The following is a 17,063-nucleotide window of genomic DNA, read 5'->3' as shown; positions in this document are numbered from 1 at the left end:
ACGGAAACGACCGGCGGGGCCGGCGGATACCGGTCCGGTGCGGAGGAGGAGTCGCCCCTTCTTCGCAGGTCGGGCGCTCTCGAGTCCCCCGTGAAGACGGCAGCGCTGCGGGCTTTCCAGGTGCCGAACGCGCGCGAGTCGAGCCTAACCCGAGAGCTCCGCCTGGGAGCGCTGCCGGGGCGGCTCGCCCCGCCGGAGCTCGTGGACGGTGAGCGCCGAGGCCGGAAGCGCCGCCACCGCTGCGCTGACCATGTGCTCGTGGTGGGTGAACAGGAGAACCTGGATCCGGGACGCGGTCTCCGCCAGAACCTCCAGCGCCGCTCGCGAACGCTCGTCGTCGAAGTTGATGAGCACGTCGTCCAGGCACAGCGGCAGGGCTTCGTTGGCACCCGCGTAGTGCTCGAGGCTCGCCAATCGGAGCGCCAGGTACAGCTGGTCGCGCGCGCCGTCGCTGAGGCTCTGGATCGGCACCCGCGAGCCGTCCTTCGCCACGGCGCAGAGCACCGGCGGCTCGGCATCGTGATCCACGCGGAGCTCCGAGTAGTTGCCCAGCGTCAGCCGCGGGAAGAGCTGATTGGTGCGCGCGAGCAGCGGCGCCTGATGAGTCGCGCGGTAGCGCTCCACCTCGTCGTGCAGGATCAGCCACGCCGTCCTGACCCGCGCCCAGCGCTCCGCCGCGCTGCGGAGCTTGGCCAAGATCGCCTCGGCCTCCACCTGCGCGTCCGCCGCGCTCTGCCGGTCGTCGAAGCGCGCGAGCCCGCTCTCCGCCGCGAGCACGCGGTCGCGAGCGGCATCGCGCGCCGCGTCGAGCTCGACCAGGGCGTCCTCCAGCTCGACCGACCCTCTGCGAGCCTCGTGCAAGCTCACTCCGAGCGCCCGCTCCCGCACCTCGTCCAGGCTTGCCGTGCCGCAGAGCTCGGCGAGGTCCCGATCGAGCTCGGCTATCTCGCGCTCGGCCTGGCGACGCGTCGTCGCCGCGGCCTCGGCTTCGGGCAGGAGAGCCGGGTCGCTGACACCAGCGGCACCGAGCAACATCGAGAGCTCACTCTGCGCTGCCTCGGAGCGGGCCTCGAGCTCGTTCGTCCGCTCGACGGCACGGACGCGCCGCGCCTCCAGGTCAGCCCTCTTCCGCGCGGCCTCGCGGTGCGCGCGGTACTGCTGGATGATCCGCGTGGCCACCTGGTCCGGCTCCTTCGCCACCTTGTCGGAGAGCTCGGGCAGGAAGCGCAGCGCCAGCGTCGTGACGTCGCGCTCGAACCCTTCGCAGGTCTGCTGCATGCCCCTGATGCGGTGCTCCAGCGCGTCGCAGGTGTCGAGGTCGGCGGTCAGCTCGCCCATCGCGACCTGGACCTCGTCCGCTTCCGCGGGGCTCGCCTCGGCCCCGAGCCCCAGGTGACGAACTGCGTCCGCCCAGCGCTCAGCCCAGGCGCCCAGCGCCCGCTCCACATCCTCACGAGCGCTCGTCTCGCCGGCGAGCGCGGCGCGCGCGCTGGCGAGCGCCACGTCCAGCTCGCGGCGGTGCTCGCGCGCGCGCACCCAGCGCGCCACCAACGCGCGCATCTCGTCGGGCGAGCGCGGCAACACGCCCGTCTCGACCCAGAGCGCGCGCCACTCGGAGTCCAGGCCCTGCTGCTCGGCGTCCAGCGACGCGCGCTCGGCCTCCAGGGCCTCCAGCGCTTCCGCGCACCTGGCGCGCCGGTCTTCGAGGCTGACGAAGCGCTCGACGCGCTTGGCCTCGCGCCGCAAGCGATCCGCGAGGTCGTCGGCTCGGCGCGCGAGCCGCTCGAAGCTCTCGACGACCGCTCGATCGACCCGTGCCCCGCTCCCGAGCGCCTCGCCGATCGGCACGAAGGCGGCGTCGCGGGCCTCCCGCACCCGGCCGAGCTCGGCTTCCGTCGGCACCTCGCCGGCCAGAGCCACCTCGGCGAGCTGCGCGCGAGTGGTGGCGGCGTCGCTGTCGAGCGCTTGGCGCCGGTCTGCGAGCTTGTCTCGGGCGCGCTCGAGCTTCTGCTGGCGGCGCGCGAACGACTCCACGCTCTCCTGGCTGGGTAACACGCGATCGATCAGCTCGGCAGGTGCACCCGCGTCGGCGAGCTCGCGCGGCGCCAGCGCTCGCCTCTCCTCGAGCTCTGCCACGACTGCGCGCTGCTCGGCCTCTCGCTTCCTCGCCTGCCCGAGCTCCGTCTCGAGCCGGGCCCGCTCCACCGTGAGCGCCTTGACGCGCGCCACCTCCGCGCGCCGCGGGATCAGCGCCCGCGCGTCGGAGTCCAGCGAGCGCCCGAGGGCCGCCAGGCGGCGGCTCACCAGGGCTCGGGAGGCCGCGAGCTTGCTCCGCTGCCGCCCCAGGTCAGTCCGATCGCGGCGGTACTCGCCCAGTCTCTCCTGCAGGGCGTCGATGCTCGCGTCGTCGAGCGCGAGCAGCTCGTCGGAGACGACCAAGCCCGCCAGCTCGGCGGCGATCTTCTCGAGCTCGGCCTGATTGTATCGGGCTTCCCGCTCCGCCGAATCCAGCTCCCGCAGCGCCAACAGGCGGCGTTCCGCTGCGTCCTCCGGCAAGAGCGGCGCGCGCGCCACCGGCGTGAGGCGCTTCTCTGCCTCGTCCCGCTTGCCGATGATGGGCAGGACGGCCACCAGCTCCTGGGCCGCGGCGAGCTTCCTCCTCAGCTCTGCGCGCCTCTGCTCGAGCTCCAGGAGCTCCGACCGGGCAGCCTCGAGCTCCTGCTTCTGCTGCGTCCAGGCCTGCGGCTGCGTGGACTCCGTGCGCACGCGCTTCATGGCTTCCGCGTACTCGCGGAGCGCCACGTTGATCAGGGGCTTCCTCGCGTGAGCGCGCGGATTGAAGAGCCCATCGGCCTCCGCGCACAGCTCGTCCAACAAGCGCTTGACGCTGCCGCCGCCGATCCCGGCGTCGAACAGGCTCTGCCCCACGTCACCGCCGCCTCGCGCCAGCTGCTCCCCTCCTTCGCGCAAGCGCTCGTGGTCGAGGCCGAGCTCGGTCTTGAACACGCTCTCGCTCACGCCGCCGAGCAGCCGCGCGACCGCGTTCTCCTCGAGGGGCTCGCCGCTCGGGGAGAGCAGCGTGTTCTTCCGGCCTTTCCTGCGCAAGAACGAGAGCTCACTGCCGTCCGCGGCGCGCACCCGCCCCGACAAGAGCAGCTCGTCGTGCAGGTAGGTGTCGGGCGACGAGTGTGGGACGCCATAGAAGAGCGCGGTGATGGCGCGCAGCGCGGTGCTCTTGCCGGCCTCGTTCCGCCCGTGGATCAGCTGCAACCCCGGCGCGGAGAGATCGAGCCGAGCGTCGGTGAAGCCACCGAAGCGCAAGAGACCGAGCTCGAGCAGCCTCATGCGTCGTCCTCGCCGGTCAGACGTGGCAACAGCAGCTGCTCGACGTCCGCGAGCAGCGCGTCGATGCCGCCGGGGACTTCCCAGTCGAGCGCGAGCGGTCCGCTCCTGAGGGGCGAGGGCAGCTTGGCGCTCAGGGTCAGGAGCTCACGGCCGAGGTCCGCTCGAGCCTCGGCCGTCTCGCGGAAGCGTCGGATGCCTCGCAGCACCTGCCCCACGGCGTCGTCGCGGGCGGCCATGTCCCCGAGCTCGACCGGACCCCGCGTGGAGAGGCGGATCTTCTCGATCCACAGGTCGTCGCCCCCGAGCTCGCTGCCGAGCGCCCGCACCTCCGCCTGCAAACGCGCCGGATCGCGCCGCAGCCCCGCGTGGGCGGCGCTGGCGCCGCCGATCACCACGCGCGCGCAGAGCAACCGACCCTCGGCCTCGACCACCGCGCGCGAGAGCGCGTCGCGCACCCTGCCGAGGACTTCGTCCACGCTCGACGCGCTGGTCGCGTCGATGTCGCACGAGTCGAAGCGCACCACGTCGAGGGGGCGATGCTCGACGCTCACGATGCGCCCGTCGCCGACCTCCAAGAGCGTCGCGCCCTTCGGCCCCGTCTCGCGGGCGTGTCGCCCCTGGAGGTTGCCGGGGAACACCACCCAAGGGTCCTCGCTCAGGACCTCTCGCTGATGCACGTGGCCGAGGGCCCAGTAGTCGTAGCCCTTGCTCACCAGGTCCGCGAGCGTGCACGGCGCGTAGGGCTCGTGGCCTTCCCGACCGGTGACGCTGGTGTGCAGGAGCCCGATGTTGAGCAGTCCCGTCAGAGGCTCTGGGTAGGCGCTCACCAGATTGGCCGTCACGGCCCGGGTCTCGAAACCCTGGCCGTGCACCACCACCCCGAGGTCGTCGAAAGGAACGCTCTCCGGGCGCTTGACGGAGAGCTCGCGCACCGCAGCCGGGAGATCCAGGTGCTTCTGCAGCTGACTGGCGGCGTCGTGGTTGCCGCGCAGCCACACCACTCGCACGCCGGCGCTGGCCAAGCGGCCGAGCTCCCGGCGGAAGAACAGCGCCGTCGAGTAGTCCTTCCAGTCGCCGTCGTAGACGTCGCCCGCGAGAAGCACGAGCGACGCTTGCTCTTCCAGCGCCATGCTGACCAAGTTCACGAACGCCGCGCGGGTGGCGCCGCGGATGCGGTGCACCGGGGCGCCGTCGTAGCGCTCGAGCCCGGTGAGCGGGCTGTCGAGGTGCAGATCGGCGGCGTGGACGATCTTCATCCTGTATCCCCGGAGGCTTCTACCACGCTCGGCGCCCGGCGCTGCGCGGGGTCGGACGCAGTCTGTCACAGCGGCGAAAATTGTGCGGCGGGACGCCGCGTTTCGCTCGTCGAGCGCCTGCGCTAAGTTCCGCTCCGTGACTCAACCCTATGCAATGGCGATCTGCGTCGGCGGCGGCCCGGCGCCCGGCATCAACAGCGTGATCGGTGCGGCCACCATCCGGGCGCGCCTGGCGGGGGTCCCGGTGCTGGGGATCCGCGACGGCTTCCAGTGGGTCATGAAGGGCGACATCGACCATGTGATGCCGCTGACCGTGGAGAACGTCAGCCGCATCCACTTTCGGGGCGGCAGCATCATCGGCATCTCGCGCACCAACCCCACCAAGGACGAAAAGGACCTCGAGAACACGGTCATCTCGCTGCTTCGCATGAACGTCGACCGCCTGATCACCATCGGCGGCGACGACACCGCCTACGCGGCGCTGCGCCTGAGCCAGCAGGCCCAGGGCCGTATCCGCGTGGCCCACGTCCCCAAGACCATCGACAACGACCTGGACTTGCCGGAGAACATCCCGACCTTCGGCTTCCAGACCGCGCGTCACGTCGGCGTGGGCATCGTCAAGGACCTTCAGGTCGACGCCTACACCACCAGCCGCTGGTACTTCATCGTGACCATGGGGCGGAAGGCCGGGCACCTGGCGCTCGGCATCGGCAAGGCCGCGGGGGCGACGCTCACCTTGATCCCGGAGGAGTTCAAGGCACCCGAGCTGCGCATCGACCACATCGTGGACACGCTGGCCGGCGCCATCATCAAGCGCCTGTCGTACGGCCGCAGCGACGGCACGGCGGTGATCGCCGAGGGCCTCGTCGAAAAGCTCTCGGCGGAGGATCTGAAGGGCATCACCGACGTCGAGCGCGACGCCCACGATCACCTGCGCATCGCGGAGATCAGCTTCGGGGAGATCCTCAAGGCCAGGGTGCAAGCCCGGCTCAAGGAGCACGGCATCAAGACCACCATCGTCGCCAAGAACATCGGCTACGAGCTGCGCTGCACCGACCCCATCCCCTTCGACATGGAGTACACGCGTGATCTGGGGCACTGCGCGGCGGAGTACCTGCTCGAAGGCGGCACGGACGCCTTGATCACCATCCACCACGGCGTCTTCAAGCCGCTCCGGCTCGACAAGATGATCGACCCGGAGACCCAGCGCATGCGGGTGCGCATGGTGGACACCACCACCGAGCACTACCGCATCGCCCATCGCTACATGCTGCGCCTGAGGCGCGACGACTTCCGGGACGCCCACGAGCTCGCGAAGCTCGCGGCCACCGCCCACATGTCCCTCGACGACTTCCGGGCGCGCTTCGAGTACCTGGTGCGCGACGAACCGGCACCGATCCAGTTTCTGCCCGGCTACTCCCCGCCGGAGTCCACGCCCATCCCGCCGCCGGTGCGCCCGGGCTGAGTCCGGGCGCCCGCGGCATGATGACAATTGGCCGCACGCACTGCTGACGAACTGTCTCGGCTCGAGGAGCGGCGGCCGTGGTTTCGCACACTTGCAGCGACGCTCTCGCCTGGAACGATCTTTGAAGAGATAATGGCTCGATGCTGGCGCTCGTCCGGACCTTGCTGCCCTGGTCCGCGCCGGTCTCTCTCCTCGGCCTCGCCCTGGCCAGCGCCGAGCTCGGCGCGGCGCCGCCGAAGGCTCCCGCGCCACAGGCGCCCCCCGAGCCCGCACCTAGCCCGGGCTCGACCGGCGTGCTGAGCCGCGCGCTCGAGGCGCCCGCGCCCTTGGGGCCCGAGTCATGTCCGAGCGGGATGCTCCTGGTCGAAGGCAGCTACTGTCCCAAGGTAGAACAGAAGTGCCTTCGCTACCTCGACGCCAAGGAGGGGCGCTTCGGCGGCTTCCGTTGCGCGGAGTACGCGCCGAGCCGCTGCCTCTCGGCGGAGCGGCGGAGCATGCGCTTCTGCATCGATCGCGACGAGCACGTTGCCAACGGCGAGAGCTTGCCGCAGAACCACGCCAGCCTGCGCATCGCCGAGAAGACCTGTGCGAGCGAGGGCAAGCGCGTCTGCCGTGAGAGCGAGTGGAACTTCGCCTGCGAAGGGGAAGAGATGCTGCCCTACCCGTACGGTCTGTCTCGGGATGAGAGCGCCTGCAACGCCGACCGCAGGGATCTAGTGGATGCCGAGGGCAAGCTGCGCGACCATCGCGCGCCGCCAGGCTCACACCCGCGCTGCCTGAGCCCCTTCGGCGTGCGCGACATGAGCGGCAACCTGGAAGAGATGGTGGCCCGCGACGGCCCGGGGCCGACGGTGCCCGCGATGAAGGGCGCCTACTGGCAGCCGAGCAGGAATCACTGTCGCGCGGCGCAGACCAAGCACGACGCCTGGTATCACGGACCCGAGACCGGCTTCCGTTGCTGCGCCGACGCGCCGAGCCCCTGACGCGAGCGCGCGGCGCCGACTCCTGATATGCTCCGACGCATGCGCGGTGCTCTCGCCTGGCTGGCGCTCGGAGTCGTCTCCGTCGCAGCGCTCGGCGCCTGCGGCGTCGAGGAGGAGGGCGGGCTCTCGACCGGCGGCTCCGCGGGGAGCAGCGGCGGCGGAACCGCTGCGGGCGGCGCCGCCGGCTGGACCAGCGGGGGAAGCACGGGCGGCGGCGGCAGCCCAACCGGCGGCGCGGGCGGTGCGACCGGCGGCGCCGGCGGCGCGGCGGGCTCGGGCGGCAGCGCAGCGACGGGCGGCGCATCGGGCAGCGGCGGCTCGGCCGCGACCGGCGGCGCATCGGGCAGCGGCGGCTCGGCCGCGACCGGAGGCTCAGGCGGCAGTGGCGGCTCGGCCGCGACGGGAGGCTCGGGCGGCAGCGGCGGCGCGACCGGTGGCAGCGGCGGCGCCACCGGTGGCGGCGGCGGCGCGACCGGTGGCAGCGGCGGAACTTCTGCGTCGCCGTGCCCGACCGCGCAGCCTACGAGCGGCTCCGGGTGCAGCGCGGTCGCGGTGGGCTGCCTGTACGGGGGCAACCAGTGCGCTTGCTGGGGCGGCACATGGCACTGCAACGCGTGCCCGACCAGCGCCCCTTCGAGCGGAAGCTGCACGACCGGCTGGGCTTGCAACTACGGCAGCACCGCGTGCGGCTGCGACTACATGAGCCCGAGCTGGAGCTGCCTGACCTGCCCGACGACCAAGCCAGGCGACGAGACGAGCTGCAACAGTCAGAGCGCAGTCTGCGCCTACGGCAACGGGTTCTGCCGTTGTCGCTGGAACAGCTCGGCGAGCGCGATGCGCTGGGACTGCCCCTGAGCTACGGACAAGCCGCCTGTCCGCCGCCGCTGGCGTAGGCCTTCACCTTGTTCACGAGGTTGCCCCCGTCGGTGCTGGGGTTGGTCTGCCCACCCATGCCGGAGCCAAACGCGGCGCCGACACCGTGGGCCGCTGCGACCTCGTTCATGTGCGTCAGGAAGTAGTCGACCCGGTTGTCCTTCCACTTCTCGTTCTGGTTCGGCAGGCTCATGTTCCCCACCGGGAGCTGCCACCAGAACACCGGCTTCTTGGCGCTCTCCCCCAGCGCCTTGGCCCAGGCGAACGCCTGGGTGAAGTTCGGCAGCGTGGCGTTGGTGGCGTCCCACCAGCGGTTCTGCCCCTGCGACTCGTACCAGGCCGCGTCGCGATCGGCCGCGTCGATCACGACGAAGTCGGCGTTCGGGCCGGCCGCCGCCAGGAACTTCCCCAGCTTGTCGGCGTGGCCGGCGACGTCGAAGGTCGGATCCTTGTTCAACAGCACGTCGAACTTCGTCGCCCAGCCCGAGCCGTGCAGGCTCACCTTGGCGTTCGGCGCGTACTTCTTGCTCATCGCGATCAGGCACTGGCCCATGCCGGCAATGGTGTTCGGGAGCGAGCCGCAGTCGGTGGCGTTCGCGCTGGCGACGGCGGCGGGGATCTTGGCGGGATCGTCGTTGACCTGCTGGGCGTAGCCCCAGAAGTCGGGCTCCAGGTGCAGGAAGGCCACGTCGCTTCCGACCTGTTGCACCACGAAGCGCCAGTCCGCGTAGTAGCGCGCCATGAACGTCGCGTCGTTCGCTTTGGTGACCTCGGCGGCGCCCTCGGCTACCCCGCTCGCTTGCAGGAGCATGTAGTAGGTCAGCATCGGGATCTGGCCGTCCGCCTTGGCCTTCTGCACGAAGTTCCGCGCATAGGCTCCGGGAGGGTCCTTGTCGTATTGCCAGCAGCCCCACCACGCGCAGCCAGGTCCCGAGTTGGCGCAGCTCGTGCCCGCGGCGGTGCATCCCGTGTCGCACTTGGCGCAGGGACCCGCACCGTCGGCGATGCCACCGGAGAGGTATAGGTAACGCACGTCGAAGGGTGCGGCCTTCGCGATGTCGTCGGCCATCGACGCGCCGACGAGCGTCTTCGACTTGCCGAGCGAGGCGAGGAAGTCTCCGGCCAAGCAGCTGCCGGCTCCGCCGGTGCCCGCGCCGCCGCTCCCGCCGCCGCCGGAGCTACCGCCACCGCCGGAGCTACCGCCGCCGCCCGACGCCCGCGCCGCCGCCGGTCGCGCCGCCGCCACCGCCCGCCGCGCCCCGCTCGCGCCGCTCCCCCCGCCGCCGCCGGCTCCGCCGCCGGAGCTCCCGCCGGTGCCGGCGGATCCGCCGCCGCCATCGTCGTCACCGCACGCGACTCCCACGCTCGCGAACGCGAGCACCACTCCGAGGCCCAGCCACCGCCCGCTCGTCATGCAGGGCATGTTAGAGCATCGAAGAGCTCGGCGGGGGCTCCAAGGCACGCCAGCGCGCCGCGCAGATCGTCGGGCAGCGGAGCGCTCACCGTGAGCGCGCCCGCCGGGCGCCTGACCTCGAGCGACAGCGCGTGGAGCCCCAGGCGGCCGAGCGGGGTCTCGCCGCGGATCTTCCGATTGAACCAGCCGGTGCCGTAGTTCGCGTCCCCTGCGATGGGGTGCCTGATGTGGGAGAGATGGCGCCGGATCTGGTGGAAGCGTCCGGTCACCGGCCGCGCCTCGACGAGCGAGCAGTGGTCCCCCGCCCAGAGCCGCCGGAAGCGCGTCAGCGCGGGAACGCGCTCGCCGCCTTCGGCGCGTGGCACCGGGTAGTCCAGCACCAGCTCTTCGGGAGCGACGCCACGTACCAGCGCGAGGTACACCTTTCGCACCGCGCCGCTCTCCAGATCGAGCTGCCACGCGCGCGCCGCTTGCTCCGACAGGCCGAAGGCCAGCGCGCCGCTGGTGCCGCGGTCTAGGCGGTGCAGCGGCCAGACCTTGGCGCCGATGGTGTCGCGCGCCCGCGTCATCGCCACGTCCGAGTCCGGCGCGAGCTCGCTCCTGTGGGTGAGCAGGCCCGCTGGCTTGTCGACGACCAAGAGCGAGGCGTCGCGATACAAGATCGGGATCACGATTGACCGCGGGGCCGCTGGCTGTGACGCATGCCGAGCGCTTCCTCCGGCAGCTCGACGCGCCCCAGCGCGGCCTCGGCAGCTTCCAGGCGTCGTGCCGCGACGGAGAGGCCGTCGTGGAGGTCGCGCCGCTCCGAGCTCGAGAGCTGTCGAAACAGCGTCTCGAGCGCGCGGCGATTGAAGGCCAAACCGAGGGGCGAGCCCTTGTCCAGGTTCAAGTCGATGGACCCGCCGAGAAGCCCGATCGCTCGCTCGTGATCGCCGCTCTCCCGAGCGATGTCCGCCAGCGCCGCGCTGGTGCGGGCCAGGCCGATCACGTCGCGAATGCGCTGCTGGATTTCCGCCGCGGCGAGCAGGTGATCGATGGCCTCGCGCGGGCGTCCGGCGGCCATCTCCAACCGGCCCAACGTCTCCCATAGCCGGCCCAGCTCGAGCTGCCTGTCCAGCTCGCGGAACACGGACTCCGCGCGGGCGGCGTGCTCGATACCGACCTCGAGCGCGTCGCGCTCGTGCCCGGGTCGCGGCGGCGCGTGCAGGACCAACCGGCCGAGCAGGTGATCCGTCTCCGCCATCTCGAAGCGCGCGGTCAGATCGTCACGCGCGCGTTCGGCGAAGATCTCCCGAGACTTCTTCAGCAGGTGGTGAGCGCGCACGGGATCGCCAGCCCGGACCCATACCGCGGCCTCGTCGTTCAGGAGGCGCGCGGCGTCGAGCGGCTTGCCCGCCTCGAGCAAGGCGTGGCTGGCCTCACCCAGCTCCGACAGAGCCTTCTCCAGCGAACGCGCGTCGCCCATGTCGTAGTGAACGGCGGCCGAGAGCGCTGCGACCTCCGCTCGGAGCTCGACCGGATCGGTCGGTAGGAGGCGGGCGGAACACTCCCCGAGCAGCTCCAGTGCATCCGACAGGCCGCTCGGCTCGCCCTCGACCCGCGCGCGCCACTTGACGCGGGCGAGCGCGAGCAGCGCCATGATCCGGAGCAGCCGCCGCTTCGAGCTGACGCTGGTCTTTCCCAGCAGCTCGAGCGCCCGCTTCGCGAGCGCGGCGGCCTCTTGGTGTGCGCCGCCCTCGGCGCTGCGGTGCGCGGCAGCCACGTACTGCTCCACCGCGAGGTCGACGTCCCCGGCGGCTTCGGCGTGGCGCGCCGCGCGGCCCGGCTGCGCGCGCTTGGGGGCGCCGCCGCCGATGGTCGGGGGTGGCGCGGACGGCCGCGGCATGGAAGGAGGCGGCAGCGTCGCAGCAGGCGGGATCGAGCGCGGCTCCTCGCTACGCGACGGCGGCCCCTCCACGCGCTTCGGCCGGACCCGCTCCGCCAAGAGACGCGCCAAACGCTTGTGCCAGGCGCTGGAGAGCGACGGCAAGAGCTCGTGGCGCTCGGCCTCGGCCACCGCTTCCGGCATCTGCATGCGTCCGCCGCCTTCGTCCGTGAGCGGGACGCCGAGATCCTTGGCGCTCTGCAGCGCGTACAGCACGTCGAGCTCGGACTGCCCAATCAGCGCGGCGACCAGCGAGGTCTCGAAGCTCGGCCCGATCAACGCCGCCGCGCGCAGCACTCGACGCACGTCGGCCGGCAGCTCCACCTGCGCCGGCGCGCGCCGCGCGGACTCGGGGATCTCGGCCCCGACCACCACGGCTTCGGCCCCGTAGGTCCGCTCCAACATCGACAGCAGCTCTTGGGCGGCCGCCTCCGCCGGGCGCCGCCGGAAATGGAACACGACGCCCGTCTGCAGCACACCCGGGCGCTCCAGCACGTGCCCCAGCGCGCGGAGCGACGCCGAGTCCATCGACTCTGCCCGCTCGAAGACCACCGATAGTGCCCGGGTGTCCTCGGCCCGCAGGCGATTCAGCGCATCGACGATCAGCGCGCTCGGATCGCGCTCCGGGACGTCGCCGAGCAGGCGCCGGCGCAGGCCGGTCCAGACCCGATGCGCGGCCTGGTCGAGCATCGGCGACGAGCTCGACTCGGCCAGCTGCTCCGCGCGCTCTCGGAGCTCCGACAGCGCCCCCAGGGGCGCTGGGTGCGCCTTGCAGTCGATACGGACGACCAGGAACGGCGGGGCGTGCGCGGGCTCGATTGGCATCGCGCCGATCACGGCGCTGGGCTGTCCTTCGAGCGCGCGCTGCCAGACGGCGTCCATGACAGGACGCGTTTAACCCGGGTCGCGGCGCCGGACAACCGGAGCGAATTGAGCCTACCATCCGCCCATGCTGGAGGAGCTGACGTGAAGACCGCCCCGAAGCTCGGGCTCGGCTGCGCTGCCTTCACGCCGCTGCTGTCGGCGGTCGTCCTCGGCTGCTACATCGCCTACGAGCTGATCAGCTACGACCTCGGCACCCGAGGCCTCGGCGCCACGCCGGACCCCGTGGGCACACTGCTCGACGGCCCGTTCGAGGCGGGCCACTTCATCGCGTTCGGGGTGGTCATCGGCGCGATTGTGCTGCTCGAGCTCGGGATGACGGTGGTGCTCGCGCTGCACGCTGCGCGCGACCCGCGGCTGCCGGGCTGGGCCGTGGCGGTCTGGGTCGCGGGGTTCTTGTTCGCCGGGCCGCTGGCGCTGCCCTTGTACGTGGCCCTGTACGTGCTCCGAGAGCCGCCCCCCAAACGCGTGGCCGAGCTCGAGCGACCGCCGATCGCGGCCTAGGAGCGCCCCGAATTCGCGCTCCGCTGGCGGCAGCAAATGCCACGCGACGCTTCCGTTCGGTCGAAACGGCCGGCGCCGGTCCCGGCCGGTCTTCGCACTCACTCATCAGTGGCGGATCGAGATCTGATCATGACCAGAGGGCTCGGCTGATCGCCGAGCGGCGCGAGCCGAGCCGCTCGGTCGCAGACCGAACCAGGGGCACCCCCCCTAGGCCGCGCCGCGCAGGTTGCGCTACCGTTCCCTCATGGCTCAGCCGCCTGGCTACCCGCCGCCGCCCCCTGCCGGCGGCTACCCGCCGCCCCCGGGTGGCGCCCCGACCGGGCAAGCGCCCGCGACCGGCGCCGATCCCTACGCCGCGCAGCGCGCGCTCGAGGAGTGGGCCTCCACTCGCGGCTACACCCTGAACACGAACCCGGACTTCGCCTGGTACCAGGGCTGGTTCCCGTTCCAGTACGCCTTCCGGCTGGCGCGCGTCGGCCGCGAGCTGCGCGCTCAATTCGGCGAGGCGGCGTTGTTCGTCGTCGAGGCCTTCGAAGCCGACGACGTCAAGCGGGTGGCCGGCGAGGACCGCCACATCTACGCCTTCGTCACCTCGCCCAAGCTCACCTCTCGCGTCTCGCTGCGGGCGAAGTCCGGCGGCGGTCTGGTGAACGAGGTGTCGCGCGGCCTCGGCTCGCTGCTCGGCGGCTCGAGCGCCGGCTCCATGCTCGGTGACCCGACGCTGGAGCAGCGCTTCGACGTGGCCACGCCGAGCCGCGACGAAGGCAACCGCGCGCTGCCGATGCCGCTCCGCCAGTTCCTGCTCCAGACGAGCTGGCGTGGCATCCTGGAGACGCGTCCGAGCGGGATGCTGATGATCCCGTACGATCGGCGCAACTTCGACGTCGCGACGTTGGATCAGGTCATCAACAACGTCGGGCAGATCTACCAGCTGGCCACCGCCGGCTGATCACATGCGGTCCGGCGCCTGGATCCCGAGCAGGCCCAGCCCGCGCTCGACGATGCGGGCGGTGAGGTCCGAAAGCGCGAGCCGCGACGCGCGCTCCTCGGGGGTCGCCGCTTTGAGCACCGGGCAACTTTCGTAGAAGGTGCTGAACGCCGTCGCCAGCTCGAACAGATAGCCGCACAGCTTGTGGGGGTGGAGCGTGGTCGCGACGTCGTCGACGACCGTCGGGAAGGCGAGCAGCCGGAGCGCCAGCGCCTTCTCCGCCGGCTCCGCCACCACGATGGCGTCCGGGGGCGGCACCGCGGCTTCGCCCTTGCGAAAGATGGAGCGGATGCGTGCGTGCGCGTATTGCAGGTACGGCGCGGTGTTGCCTTCGAAGGCCAGCATGCGTTCCCAATCGAAGACGTAGTCCTTGATGCGATCGCTGGACAGATCGGCGTACTTGACCGCGCCGATGCCCACGGCCCGGGCGATGGCGTCCTTCTCGTCGTCGGCGAGTGCGGGGTTCTTCTCCGCCACGATGGCTCGTGCGCGGGTCACGGCCTCCTCGAGCAGGTCGATCAGGCGCGTGCTCTCGCCCTCCCGGCTCTTGAGCATCTTCTTGTCCGCGCCCAGCACGGAGCCGAAGGCCACGTGCTCGGCCCGCGCCGGCGGCACGAGCCAGCCCGCGAGCTTGGCGGCCTCGAACACCATGGCCAGGTGCTGGGCTTGGGGCGAGCCCACCACGTAGATGATGCGCGACGCCCCGAGTCTCTCGACGCGGTAGCGAACCGCAGCCAGATCCGTGGTGGCGTAGCCGTATCCGCCGTCCTGCTTCTGGATGATGAGCGGCAGCGGCTCGCCCTCGCGACCGCTGAACCCGGGCGGAAACACGCACACCGCGCCCTCGCTGTCCACGGCCAGGGCCTTGTCGCGGAGCTCCTGCACCACGCCCGGGAGCAGCGGGTTGTAGAGGCTCTCGGCGGCGATGTCCGCGTCCGAGAGCGCGATCCCGAGCAGCGCGTAGACCTCCCGGAAGTAGCTCTTCGAGGCGTCCACCAGCCGCCGCCAGAGCGCGAGCGTGGCCTCGTCCCCTCCCTGAAGGAGGACCACGCGCTTGCGCGCGCGCTCCGCGAAGCTCGGATCCTCGTCGAACTTCTGGCGCGCGGCGCGGTAGAAGGCGTTCAGATCCCGCACCGAGTGCTCTGCGCTCTCGGCGCCGCCGTCCAGCAGGTGCTCGATCAACATGCCGAAGGGCGTGCCCCAATCACCCAGGTGGTTCTGGCGCACGACGCGGTGACCGCGCGCCTCGAGCACCCGGCCGAGCGCGTCGCCGATGATGGTCGAGCGCAAGTGCCCGACGTGCATCTCCTTGGCCACGTTGGGCGACGAGTAGTCGATGGCGACGGTCTCGGTCCGGGTCGCCGGCTCGAGCCCCAGGTTCGTCCGTGCCGCGTCCGCGAGCGCGCGCGAGAGCCAGCCCTTGCCGATCCAGATGTTGATGAAGCCGGGCCCGGCGATCTCGGTCTTCTCGACCAAATCGCCGGGGTCGAGGGCGGCGACCAGCGCCTCGGCGATCTGCCGCGGCGGCTTGCCCATTCGCTTGCCCAGGGGCAGCGCGAGGTTCGCCTGGAAGTCCGCATGCTGGCTCGGGCGCAGCACCGGATCGGCGTCGGCGTGCTCGGGGCCGAAGGCCTTCTCGAGCGCGTCCCGGAACAGCGGAGCCAGCGCGACCAGCGGGTCGCTCACGGGGCCACCACGGGCAAGCGCTTGTCCCCGCCACCGGCGATGTCCGCGAAGAAGTCGTGCCCCTTGTCGTCCACCACGATGAAGGCCGGGAAGTCCACGACCTCGATCTTCCAGACGGCCTCCATGCCGAGCTCGGGGTACTCGAGCACCTCGACCTTCTTGATGCAGTCCTTGGCGAGGCGCGCCGCAGGTCCGCCGATGGAGCCGAGGTAGAACCCGCCGTGAGCCTTGCAGGCGTCGGTGACCGCCTTCGAGCGGTTGCCCTTCGCCAGCATGATCAGGCTACCGCCTTCGGACTGGAAGAGATCCACGTAGGAGTCCATGCGCCCCGCGGTCGTCGGACCGAACGAGCCGGACGCCATGCCCGCCGGCGTCTTGGCCGGCCCGGCGTAGTAGACGCAGTGGTTCTTCAGGTAGTCCGGCATGCCCTCGCCGCGATCGAGCCGCTCCTTGATCTTGGCGTGGGCGATGTCGCGCGCGACCACCATGGGTCCGGTCAGGCTGAGCCGGGTCTTGATCGGATACCTGGAGAGCGTCGCGCGGATCTCGCTCATGGGACGCGTCAGGTCGACGCGCACGACCTCGCCGCCGAGCTCGGCCTGGGTGGTGTCCGGGAGGTACTTGGCCGGGTCCGTCTCGAGCTGCTCGAGGAACACGCCCTCCGCGGTGATCTTGCCCAACGCCTGCCGATCCGCGGCGCAAGAGACCGCGATCGCGACCGGGCACGAGGCGCCGTGACGCGGCAGGCGGATCACCCGCACGTCGTGGCAGAAGTACTTGCCGCCGAACTGCGCGCCGATCCCGGTCTTCTGCGCGAGCGCGAGCACCTGCTCTTCCAGGCTCCGGTCGCGGAAGCCGCGGCCGAGGTCGTTGCCCTCGCCGGGCAAGCTGTCCAGGTAGCGCGCCGAGGCGAGCTTGGCGGTCTTGAGCGCGTACTCGGCGCTGGTCCCGCCGACGACCACCGCCAGGTGATAGGGCGGGCACGCCGCGGTGCCGAGCGAGCGCATCTTCTCCTCCAGGAAGCGCAGCATGCTCTCCGGGTTCAACAGCGCCTTGGTCTCCTGGTAGAGGTAGCTCTTGTTGGCAGACCCGCCGCCCTTGGCCATGAACAGGAGCTTGTAGGCGTCGCCGTCCGTCGCGAAGATCTCGATCTGCGCCGGCAGGTTCTGGCCGGTGTTCTTCTCGCGGTACATGTCCAGCGGCGCCAGCTGGCTGTAGCGCAGGTTCGACGTCTGATAGGTGTCGAACACCCCGCGCGCGATGGCCGCCTCGTCGCCGCCGCCGGTGACGACCCACTGGCCCTTCTTGCCCATCACGACGGCGGTGCCGGTGTCCTGACACATCGGCAAGACCCCACCTGCGGAGATGTTCGCGTTCTCGAGCAGCTCGCGGGCCACGAAGCGATCGTTCGCGGAGGCCTCCGGGTCATCGAGGATGCGCCGCACTTGAGCCAGGTGACCGGGGCGGAGGAAATGGGCGATATCGCGCATGGCCTCGCGGGTGAGCAGCGTCAGCGCCGCTGGCTCCACGCGCACGAAGCGCTGCCCGGCTGCTTCAAAGGTCGAGACGTGGTCGGTCGTGACGCGACGGTAGGGCGTGTCGTCGGCGCCGAGGGGAAGAAGCTCCTGGAAACTGAACTCGGTCATGGCACGGGCGCAGCATTAGCCCCGACCTCGGAGCGCGTCGAGCCGGCGCGCGGCGCCGGCAATAATTGCCGCGCGACACCCGCTCGCCCGCTGCTAC

At 71.4% G+C, this 17,063-nt stretch carries 12 protein-coding genes; 5 read left to right on the top strand and 7 right to left on the bottom strand.

Annotation, left to right across the window (positions count from 1 at the left end):
* Positions 1–144: 144 nt before the first annotated feature.
* Positions 145–3,345: an AAA family ATPase gene (locus tag HS104_07830; GenBank protein ID MBE7479878.1), complete on the bottom strand. Its 3,201-nt coding sequence runs from the start codon at positions 3,343–3,345 to the stop codon at positions 145–147.
* The gene (locus tag HS104_07825) at positions 3,342–4,601 is read right to left on the bottom strand and encodes a DNA repair exonuclease (protein MBE7479877.1); all 1,260 of its coding nucleotides are present in this window, start codon (positions 4,599–4,601) and stop codon (positions 3,342–3,344) included. Before HS104_07825 ends, HS104_07830 begins: the two co-directional genes overlap by 4 nt.
* 154 nt (positions 4,602–4,755) lie before the next feature.
* Here HS104_07825 and HS104_07820 point away from each other — a divergent pair, with 154 nt between their 5' ends.
* The 3 genes from HS104_07820 (at position 4,756) to HS104_07810 (ending at position 7,904) form a co-directional block, all read left to right on the top strand.
* Positions 4,756–6,066, top strand: coding sequence for a 6-phosphofructokinase (locus HS104_07820; GenBank protein MBE7479876.1), 1,311 nt, complete (start codon positions 4,756–4,758; stop codon positions 6,064–6,066).
* 140 nt (positions 6,067–6,206) lie between these two features.
* Complete coding sequence (locus tag HS104_07815; GenBank protein MBE7479875.1) at positions 6,207–7,049, top strand: SUMF1/EgtB/PvdO family nonheme iron enzyme; 843 nt, start codon at positions 6,207–6,209, stop codon at positions 7,047–7,049.
* A 39-nt stretch (positions 7,050–7,088) separates the two neighbouring features.
* Positions 7,089–7,904: a hypothetical protein gene (locus HS104_07810; GenBank protein MBE7479874.1), complete on the top strand. Its 816-nt coding sequence runs from the start codon at positions 7,089–7,091 to the stop codon at positions 7,902–7,904.
* Between the two features lies 1 nt (position 7,905).
* On the opposite strand, the gene HS104_07805 is transcribed toward HS104_07810, so the two are convergent.
* The 3 genes from HS104_07805 to HS104_07795 all read right to left on the bottom strand — a co-directional run bounded on the left by HS104_07805 (position 7,906) and on the right by HS104_07795 (position 12,142).
* Complete coding sequence (locus tag HS104_07805) at positions 7,906–8,991, bottom strand: hypothetical protein (GenBank protein ID MBE7479873.1); 1,086 nt, start codon at positions 8,989–8,991, stop codon at positions 7,906–7,908.
* A gap of 341 nt (positions 8,992–9,332) precedes the next feature.
* On the bottom strand, positions 9,333–10,007 hold the full coding sequence (locus HS104_07800) for a pseudouridylate synthase (protein ID MBE7479872.1): 675 nt from the start codon (positions 10,005–10,007) through the stop codon (positions 9,333–9,335).
* Positions 10,004–12,142, bottom strand: coding sequence for a tetratricopeptide repeat protein (locus HS104_07795; GenBank protein MBE7479871.1), 2,139 nt, complete (start codon positions 12,140–12,142; stop codon positions 10,004–10,006). The genes HS104_07800 and HS104_07795 overlap by 4 nt, the downstream gene beginning before the upstream one ends.
* Positions 12,143–12,226: 84 nt before the next feature.
* On the opposite strand from HS104_07795, the gene HS104_07790 reads away from it, so the two are divergent.
* Positions 12,227–12,646 carry a hypothetical protein gene (locus HS104_07790; protein MBE7479870.1) on the top strand — a complete coding sequence of 140 codons (420 nt, stop codon included), beginning with the start codon at positions 12,227–12,229 and terminating at the stop codon, positions 12,644–12,646.
* Positions 12,647–12,890: 244 nt separating this feature from the next.
* The gene (locus HS104_07785; GenBank protein MBE7479869.1) at positions 12,891–13,595 is read left to right on the top strand and encodes a hypothetical protein; all 705 of its coding nucleotides are present in this window, start codon (positions 12,891–12,893) and stop codon (positions 13,593–13,595) included.
* Here HS104_07785 and argS read toward each other — a convergent pair whose 3' ends face one another.
* Positions 13,596–15,320, bottom strand: coding sequence for an arginine--tRNA ligase (gene argS / locus HS104_07780; GenBank protein MBE7479868.1), 1,725 nt, complete (start codon positions 15,318–15,320; stop codon positions 13,596–13,598).
* On the bottom strand, positions 15,317–16,966 hold the full coding sequence (locus tag HS104_07775) for a fumarate hydratase (GenBank protein ID MBE7479867.1): 1,650 nt from the start codon (positions 16,964–16,966) through the stop codon (positions 15,317–15,319). Before HS104_07775 ends, argS begins: the two co-directional genes overlap by 4 nt.
* Between the last annotated feature and the right edge of the window lie 97 nt (positions 16,967–17,063).

The organism is Polyangiaceae bacterium, from assembly GCA_015075635.1.
Classification (GTDB): domain Bacteria; phylum Myxococcota_A; class Polyangia; order Polyangiales; family Polyangiaceae; genus JADJKB01.
Note: the sequence above shows the minus strand (reverse complement) of the source record. Positions and strands in the feature narration are given on the sequence as shown.